The organism is candidate division WOR-3 bacterium, assembly GCA_039801905.1.
Lineage (GTDB): Bacteria > Hydrothermota > Tepidihabitantia > Tepidihabitantales > JBDRVQ01 > JBDRVQ01.
The window spans coordinates 1-7,642 of sequence record JBDRVQ010000051.1; the positions used below are offsets into that span (position 1 = coordinate 1).

A 7,642-nucleotide genomic window follows, 5' to 3' on the forward strand; every position below is an offset into this window, starting at 1 on the left:
TTTTGGCTTGGTGCGACTTTCGTCATTTTGGGTTTAGTTGTCTTTTTCGGGCAAGAGAATCTCAATTATAAGCGGAAATTGCTAAAGAGCCAGGAGAGCGAAAAGCGATTATTTAGGGAGATAGCCAATTTGAAAAATTTATTAAAGGAAAAGGAGGCTTTATTAGAAAATCAACCGAAACTTAATCGTTGGGAGATAGAAGAGTTAAAGAAAAAGGGTCTTCAAGACCCAGTACCGGAGATAATCGCTGACCTGAAGAGACGGAAAGAACTAATTCCTTATAAGGCAATTTTGGGAGGAAAGATGTATTTTTATGAGGTCTATGTATTAAGCCCCAGATGGGTGCTCGCCTCTTTTGAGGATGGTCATATAATGGGAAGGATGTTTTTGCGGTATTCGGTAGGAAATAATGGTAGAATTTCTTGGCGCGTGATTGATTCCTATTTATATTAACTAATTAGGCAAATTGGACCTTTCCGTCTTTTAGTTTTACCAAAATCTTTTCGGGCTTTTTGTCAAGGAGATACATCGCCAATGGGTTTTCAATATGTTTTTGGATTGCCCTTTTTAAGGGTCGGGCACCAAACTCTGGGTCATAGCCCTCTTCGGCTAAGAATTCCTTCACCTCCGGACTAAATTCAATCTCTATCCCGTTCTCTTTCAATTTATCGGTAAGGTATCCCAACTGGATATCAACAATCTTTCTCACATCTTCTTTGGTTAAGGGGTTAAAGACGATTATCTCATCAATCCGGTTTAGGAATTCCGGACGGAAGGTGCGTTTTAAGAGATTCATTACTGTCTCCTTCTCGTATTTGCCCTTTAAGAAGAGTTCGCTCCCTAAGTTTGAGGTCATAATTAAGATGGTATTCTTAAAGTCAACAGTTCGGCCATGGCCATCGGTCAACCGGCCATCATCCAGAATCTGTAATAAGAGGTTAAAGACATCGGGATGGGCTTTCTCAATCTCGTCAAAGAGTATCACCCGATAGGGTCTTCTCCTTACCGCTTCGGTCAACTGTCCTCCTTCTTCGTAGCCCACATAACCGGGTGGGGCACCAATCAATCGGGAGATGGTGTGTTTTTCCTGGTATTCTGACATATCAATTCGGATTAGGGCATCTTCGGAATCAAAGAGGACAAAGGCTAAGGTCTTTGCCAGTTCGGTCTTACCAACCCCGGTCGGTCCTAAGAAGAGGAAACTACCGATTGGTCTTTTTAAGTCTTTTAAGCCACTCCTTGCCCGGCGCACAGTATCGGCAACCGCTTTGATGGCGGGCTCTTGACCAACAACCCTTTTTCTCAAATAGTCTTCTAATCGTTTTAACTTCTCCTTCTCTGATTCCAAAAGGTTCTTGACGGGAATTCCGGTCCATTTGGAGACAACCTCCGCGATATCTTCTTCGCCCACCTGTTGCCGCAAGAGACGCATCCCACCCTGACTTTCCAATTCCTTTTCTAATTTCTCCAATTCCTGTTTTAATTTTCCTAACTTCCCGTATTTTAACTCCGCAGCCCGGTTTAGGTCATAGACCCTTTCCGCCTTCGCAATCTCAATATTCACCTGGTCAATCTCTTCCTTAATCTTCTTCATCCTTTCAATCACTTCCTTCTCTTTCTGCCAGGCAAGATTCAATTCCTTCAATTTCTCTTTTAAGTTGGCAATCTCTTTTTCAATCTCTTCTCTTCTTTTGATTGCTTCCTCATCTTCTTCCTTTTCTAAGGAGAGCCTTTCAATCTCCAATTGCATAATCTTTCTTTCAATCTCATCAATGGGCAGAGGTTTTGAGGTTATCTCCATCTTCAACTTGGCTGCGGCTTCGTCAACCAAGTCAATCGCCTTATCGGGTAAAAAGCGGTCGGAGATATAACGGTTGGCTAAGACCGCAGCGGCAACCAAGGCGGAGTCAGAGATTTTTACTCCGTGGTGGACTTCGTATTTTTCTTTTATCCCCCTTAAAATGGAGATGGTCTCTTCCACGGTTGGCTGGTCAACGAAGACCGGTTGGAAACGGCGCTCTAATGCCTTATCCTTTTCAATATACTTTCGGTATTCGTCAAGGGTGGTGGCACCAATCATTCGCAATTCCCCTTTGGCCAGCATCGGTTTCAATAAATTACCGGCATCAATCGCCCCTTCGGCTTGGCCGGCACCGACAATGGTGTGGAGTTCGTCAACAAATAAGATGATATTCCCTTCCCCTTCCTGAATCTCTTTTAAGACCGCCTTCATCCGATTCTCAAAATCGCCCCGGTATTTTGTGCCGGCGATTAAAGAGCCAATATCTAAGGCAATTAACCTTCTATCTTTTAGGCTTTCGGGAACATCACCCTGAACAATCCTTTGGGCTAATCCTTCAACAATTGCCGTCTTGCCAACCCCGGCTTCGCCGATTAAAACTGGATTATTTTTTGTCCTTCTTGAGAGGATTTGGATTACCCTTCGGATTTCATCGTCTCGGCCAATTACCGGGTCAAGTTTTCCCTGCCGAGCAAGTTCGGTAATATCCCGACCGAATCTTGCCAATGCCTGGTACTGGGTATCACTTGTGGCATCGGTAATTTTATGATTGCCCCGGATTGATTTTAATACCTCGCGGACCTTATTCTTTTCTAAGTTGAACTCTTTAAGAATCTTTTTGGTTTCTTCTTCCTCAAAGAGGGCTAAAAGGAGGTGTTCAATTCCGGCATAGGCATCGCCCATTCTTTTTGCTTCTTGTAAGGCATTTTCTAACACCCTTTGGGAAGAAGCGGAGATGTAGGTATTTGGCGAATAGACCTCAGGGAATTTTTTTAATCGGTTAAGGACCTTTTCTTTTACATTATTTGGGTTGACGCCAAATTTCTTCAAGACCTCACTTGCCACGCCATCCTCTACTTCTAAGATGCCATAAAGGATATGCTCGGGCTCAAGGGTCTGATGACGCAATCGTGCCAAAAGACCTTGGGCATTGGCTAAACCTTCCTGTGCCTTTTCTGTGAATTTATCCAGTCTCATCATAATTTAGACTCAAATCTTCTCCCTTTTGGTTCAAAATAAAAAGGACCGGGCAAGATGCCCGGTCCCGGAGGTGGTTTTGGTGCTTATCGGATGAAGATTATCTTCTCCCTTTCTTTTACCCCTTCACCGGAGATCCGGATGAAGTAGATGCCAGTGGGAAGAGGTTTTCCTTCTCTATTTTTACCGTTCCAAATGAGATTGGGAACGGAACCAGAGACTGAGAATCTTTGCACTTCGCGGCCGTTAATGTCGTAGATAGATAGAATTAGGGGTCGCTCAGATTTTAGGTTGAGGTCAATTTTATTCCGGTTGATGGTGGCAAAATTATTTCGGGATTTTGCTTTCCCAATCTTTTCTTCTCGCAGGGTAACGAGACGCACGGTGTCGGTTGTGAACTTTATTGCCCTTCTTGGAGTAAGGGGAGCACAGGCGCGGTGGTAGGTGTTATTATAAAGGGCATTGATACCGATGAGATTGGTCTCATCTTCAATGCCCACAGTATTGGAGATATAATTATTGGCGGTGAGATACTGGAAGGTAAACTCATTATCACCGGTATAGGTTTGAACCGTTGTATCATAGATGATGACCTGGAATTTATCCCACTGGGTATTGGGGGAGAAATAATGGACCGAATCCCATTCTATGATAAACCGGTGGGAATCCGGCTCATAAAGATACCAGATGCCATTGCCATAAGGTGGATATAAATCGTCCCAGTTCGGACAAATCATCGCACTGGGGTTAGCAGAGGATTGGTCAGGTAAGGGGTAATTAGTATAGACCGTCAAGGTTGTTCGGATGGGCGAAAGCCAACCGTTGCCGCAGATGGATAAAGAATCAGTGTATCTTATACCATAATACTTGAAGACAAAGGGTAGGGGAATTCTTATCGTTTGGTCATCTGAGGTGATTGGTAGTCTCACCCCCCGGTCTCGGATTTCAATCCAATTGAATCTCGGCGCCTCAGAGTAGATGGTGTCAATATCGTCATAAGCCCAATACCGAGGAGGAGTTCTCGGTCCGTCCGGGATTGGGTCAATAATGCGCCATTCGCCAACGGTGATGGTGAAGTTTCTGGTCCAGGATGTCTCATTGCAGACTAAATAGAGGGATAAATTGGCAACATAATTTCTGGGTGTTGAGGGGAGAGCACTAATAACAAATGGGTCGGAAAGGTTATTGGTGCTGTCATTACCCGGGACATTCCCGAAATTGGCAAGGGAATCGGAGATAGAAATATAGGGGTCATTCTCCCTTAAAGTGCCTCTTAGGTTAGTGGCAGGAATTGGACTTAGATTCCTGAGATAAGTTATTAAATTAGCGGTTTCCCCTGGGTCAAGAATCCCATTATTATTCGGGTCATTGGTGATTTGAGTTCGGATTAGGACTAAATTGGGGCGATTGAAATTCCCGATTAGGGAAACTTCATCGGCGGAGACCTCCGCCCATGGTGTCCCTCAACCACTGTAAGTGTAGGCGTATAATGCTACCTCAACTTTTGCCACATCACCAGGATTGACACCAGGAAGGTTTTGGCTTAACTCCTCAGCGATATTAAGGAAGTATTGATTCCATTGGGGGTTGGTGATGCGGATGGGATGGAAGTTTGGGGTTGGGGTCCAGGGGTCAAGGGGACAATAGTAATAACGGGTTTCACCCAATAGGGAATCGTTTATATTATAGTAGCAGACCTGAAAGCAAGCCGCAGGCCAGCAGGTTGTCTCACCGCTCTGATTGAAATAAGCCCAGAAGGAGAGGATGAGGTTAATCCCAGGTACATTAACCTTTTGACTCAATCTTGTCCAACCAGGGTTGTCGTATTGTCGAATATAAGCCTCATAATCTGGGTCCAGTTGGTAAAAGGTATCGCGGGCGAAGGTTGGTGTTCCGGTACCGCCATAAGATTGAACCCAGCCAACGGTTAATTCCTGTTCAAAATCACCATTAGTAAGTAATTCCTGGGCAAAGAGGAAAGGCAAAAAGGCAAAGAAGAGAATAAAGAATGTCCTTTTTAACATAGGACCCCCTTTTTGCTTTATCCTATAAATCATAATTTATGATAATTAAAAATTTTAATTTGTCAAGTAAAATTTTTGAACTACGGAGATTTCCAAAACCCCAGTTAAATTAAAAAACCGAATACCTCACTCCCCACTCATCTCCTCCCAAAATTAGTTTAAGGATTAGACAAGGGACGAGATTTTTTCTTGGGCAGTTTATTGGAGAAGAGATTAGGGAGAAAACTATTCCTCTTTCCCAAGAAGAAATTGGAGATGAAATTAGACCTTTTACTATGGAAGAAATTAGTCCTTAAAGGACGGTCGGAAGGGTGGATAAGAGGTGGGGGAGGGGGTGGTAAAGGAGGCGGTGGTAGGGCTCACTTTAAATTTATCCGATAATTAAGTAAGTTATTGAAAATAAAAAACTTAAAAAGAAATCGCCCTTTCTTCAAAGGCGACATAAAAGTCGCCTTTTTTAATGTTGACTTTATGACAGATTGGGGTAAAATGGGATATGATATTCTTTGGTCTCGGAAACCCAGGAAGGAGATATCGCCTCACCCGTCATAATATCGGATTTTTGGTTCTTGATTTCTTGACAAAAGAGTTCCGGATAAAGTTTAAGTCATTTTCCGATTATGAGGAGGTATTTCTTGAAAAATATAATCTCTATTTGGTCAAGCCTTTACTCTACATGAATAATTCCGGGGTAGTGGTGAAAGATTACCTTAAAAAGCGGGAAGACGCTTTTTTGGTCATTTGCGACGATTTTAATCTCCCCTTTGGCGAGATTCGTTTTCGGAAGAAAGGAAGCGATGGTGGACATCAGGGATTGGCAAATATTATCTATCACTTAAATACCAATAATTTCTCAAGGCTTAGAATTGGCATCAGTCCGCCAATCAATCTCTCTTATACTGATTATGTTCTGTCGGAATTTAAGAAAGAAGAGAAAGAGAAGTTACCTTTCTTATTGGAAAAGATTAAAGACGCCCTTCTCTTCTTTTTGGCGAAAGGGATAGAAAGGGCAATGACGGAGTTTAATCGGAAGAATCTCTTGGAGGAGAAATGAAAGTTGGGATTGTGGGACTGCCCAATGTTGGCAAATCTTCCCTTTTTAATCTCTTGACTTCCTGCCAGGCAAGGGTTGATTTATATCCCTTCACCACGATTGATAAGAATATCGGGGTGGTGGCGGTGCCGGATGAAAGGTTGAAAAGAATTGGTGAGTTATTAAGACCAGAAAAATTGACTCCAGCAACGATTGAGTTTGTTGATATTGCCGGTTTAGTAAAAGGGGCGAGTGAAGGGGAAGGTTTGGGAAATAAGTTTCTTTCTCATATTCGGGAAGTTGATATTATCCTTCACCTTTTAAGAACTTTTGCCTCAGAATCAATCCCCCATATTTATGGCACAATTGATCCAGCAAGAGATAAGGAGATTGTGGAGAGCGAGTTGGCGATTGCCGATTTGGCAATCTTAGAAAGGCAGATTCCAAAGTTAAAAAAAGAGAAGGGGCAGGAGAAGAGATGGGAGTTAATGGAAAGGGTGGCAAGGGAATTGGGAGAAGGGAAATTTCCCATTCCCTTATCATTAGAAGAGAAGGATTTAGTTAAAGAGTATAATCTCTTCTCCTTAAAAGAAGTCATCTATGTGATAAATCATTCCGAAGATATCTTTGACCTTAAATCTTACCCAAAATTAAAAGGTGATTTTTATCCCATATCCTGTTCCTTAGAGGAAGAGATGAGGGATTGGGGAGAAGAGGAGAAAAGAGAAATGAGAAGGAGTCTGGGGCTAAAAGAGGAAGGGATTTGGGGGATTGTGGAACTGGCATTTAATAAACTTAACTTAATTAGATTTTATACGATTAAGGGAGAAGAGACCAGGGCTTGGTCAATTCCAAAAGGGACAAAGGTGATTGAGGCAGCGGCAAAGATCCATTCCGATTTTGCCCAGGGTTTCATTAAGGCAGAGGTCTTGTCTTATGAAGAATTATTAGAATGTAAAGATTTCCATAAGGCAAGAGAGATGGGTAAGACAAAAATTGAAGGTAAGGATTATATCGTTCGGGATGGGGATATTATCTTAATTCACTTCCGGGTATAGTTTTATTTTAGGATTATCTTCTCTGTTATCCTATCCCTTTCTAATTTTAAGAAATAGATACCGGAAGGTAGTTTATCATTTCTCTCATCCTTTCCTTCCCAGATGAGATTTTTCCCCGGATTTAATTCCATTGTGCAAACCTTTCTGCCCAGGGGATTATAGATAATGACCTTTTCCTTCTCTTTACCCCGCCAGGAGATGTTAAAGGAATTGCCAATCGTGGGGGAGATTTCAAATTCTTTAATCCTTAAAGAGGGAGAAACCTCTTCTACCCCCGGGATTTCGTCCCGGAAGACATAAATACTGGAATTACTCGCCGAGATATAAAAGCGATTATTTTTCTTATTCCAGGTCCATCCATAACATCTCGGCATTTCAAATTCTCTAATCATTGGCTCGCCAACAAAATCAATCACCCAGAGATTGGACTCTCCTCCGCAGTAGAGTTTATTATTTATGCTATTGTAGTAAACTGCCACTTGCCCGTGCCTACCTAAGAGATAGCGGTAGTCGTCTACGGTGTTGGTTT

General features: G+C 42.5%; 7 protein-coding genes. 3 read left to right on the forward strand and 4 right to left on the reverse strand.

Features of this window, described 5'->3' with window-relative positions; all coding sequences use genetic code 11:
- Positions 1-453 (forward strand): hypothetical protein (locus tag ABIL00_07860; GenBank protein MEO0110673.1); only part of this gene is annotated, 453 nt, incomplete at its 5' end.
- Positions 454-457: 4 nt separating this feature from the next.
- Here ABIL00_07860 and clpB read toward each other — a convergent pair.
- The 3 genes from clpB to ABIL00_07875 form a co-directional block, all read right to left on the reverse strand.
- Positions 458-2,998: an ATP-dependent chaperone ClpB gene (gene clpB, locus ABIL00_07865; protein MEO0110674.1), complete on the reverse strand. Its 2,541-nt coding sequence runs from the start codon at positions 2,996-2,998 to the stop codon at positions 458-460.
- A gap of 86 nt (positions 2,999-3,084) precedes the next feature.
- Positions 3,085-3,927 carry a T9SS type A sorting domain-containing protein gene (locus ABIL00_07870; protein ID MEO0110675.1) on the reverse strand — a complete coding sequence of 281 codons (843 nt, stop codon included), beginning with the start codon at positions 3,925-3,927 and terminating at the stop codon, positions 3,085-3,087.
- 534 nt (positions 3,928-4,461) lie between these two features.
- Entirely contained in the window at positions 4,462-5,022 is a 561-nt protein-coding gene (locus ABIL00_07875) for a hypothetical protein (protein ID MEO0110676.1), read from the reverse strand.
- Positions 5,023-5,518: 496 nt separating this feature from the next.
- Here ABIL00_07875 and pth point away from each other — a divergent pair, with 496 nt between their 5' ends.
- Together pth and ychF are read left to right on the forward strand one after the other, a co-directional pair.
- Positions 5,519-6,076: an aminoacyl-tRNA hydrolase gene (pth, locus tag ABIL00_07880; protein ID MEO0110677.1), complete on the forward strand. Its 558-nt coding sequence runs from the start codon at positions 5,519-5,521 to the stop codon at positions 6,074-6,076.
- The gene (gene ychF, locus ABIL00_07885; GenBank protein MEO0110678.1) at positions 6,073-7,113 is read left to right on the forward strand and encodes a redox-regulated ATPase YchF; all 1,041 of its coding nucleotides are present in this window, start codon (positions 6,073-6,075) and stop codon (positions 7,111-7,113) included. The genes pth and ychF overlap by 4 nt, the downstream gene beginning before the upstream one ends.
- 2 nt (positions 7,114-7,115) lie before the next feature.
- Here ychF and ABIL00_07890 read toward each other — a convergent pair.
- Positions 7,116-7,642, reverse strand: a 527-nt coding sequence (locus ABIL00_07890; GenBank protein ID MEO0110679.1) for a T9SS type A sorting domain-containing protein, incomplete at its 5' end; no start/stop codon positions are given.

Bases quoted from the DNA above. Each gene is read 5' to 3' on its own strand.
- clpB (MEO0110674.1), bottom strand. From the start codon at position 2,998: ATGAGACTGGATAAATTCACAGAAAAGGCACAGGAAGGTTTAGCCAAT.
- ABIL00_07875 (MEO0110676.1), bottom strand. From the start codon at position 5,022: ATGTTAAAAAGGACATTCTTTATTCTCTTCTTTGCCTTTTTGCCTTTC.
- pth (MEO0110677.1), top strand. From the start codon at position 5,519: ATGATATTCTTTGGTCTCGGAAACCCAGGAAGGAGATATCGCCTCACC.
- ychF (MEO0110678.1), top strand. From the start codon at position 6,073: ATGAAAGTTGGGATTGTGGGACTGCCCAATGTTGGCAAATCTTCCCTT.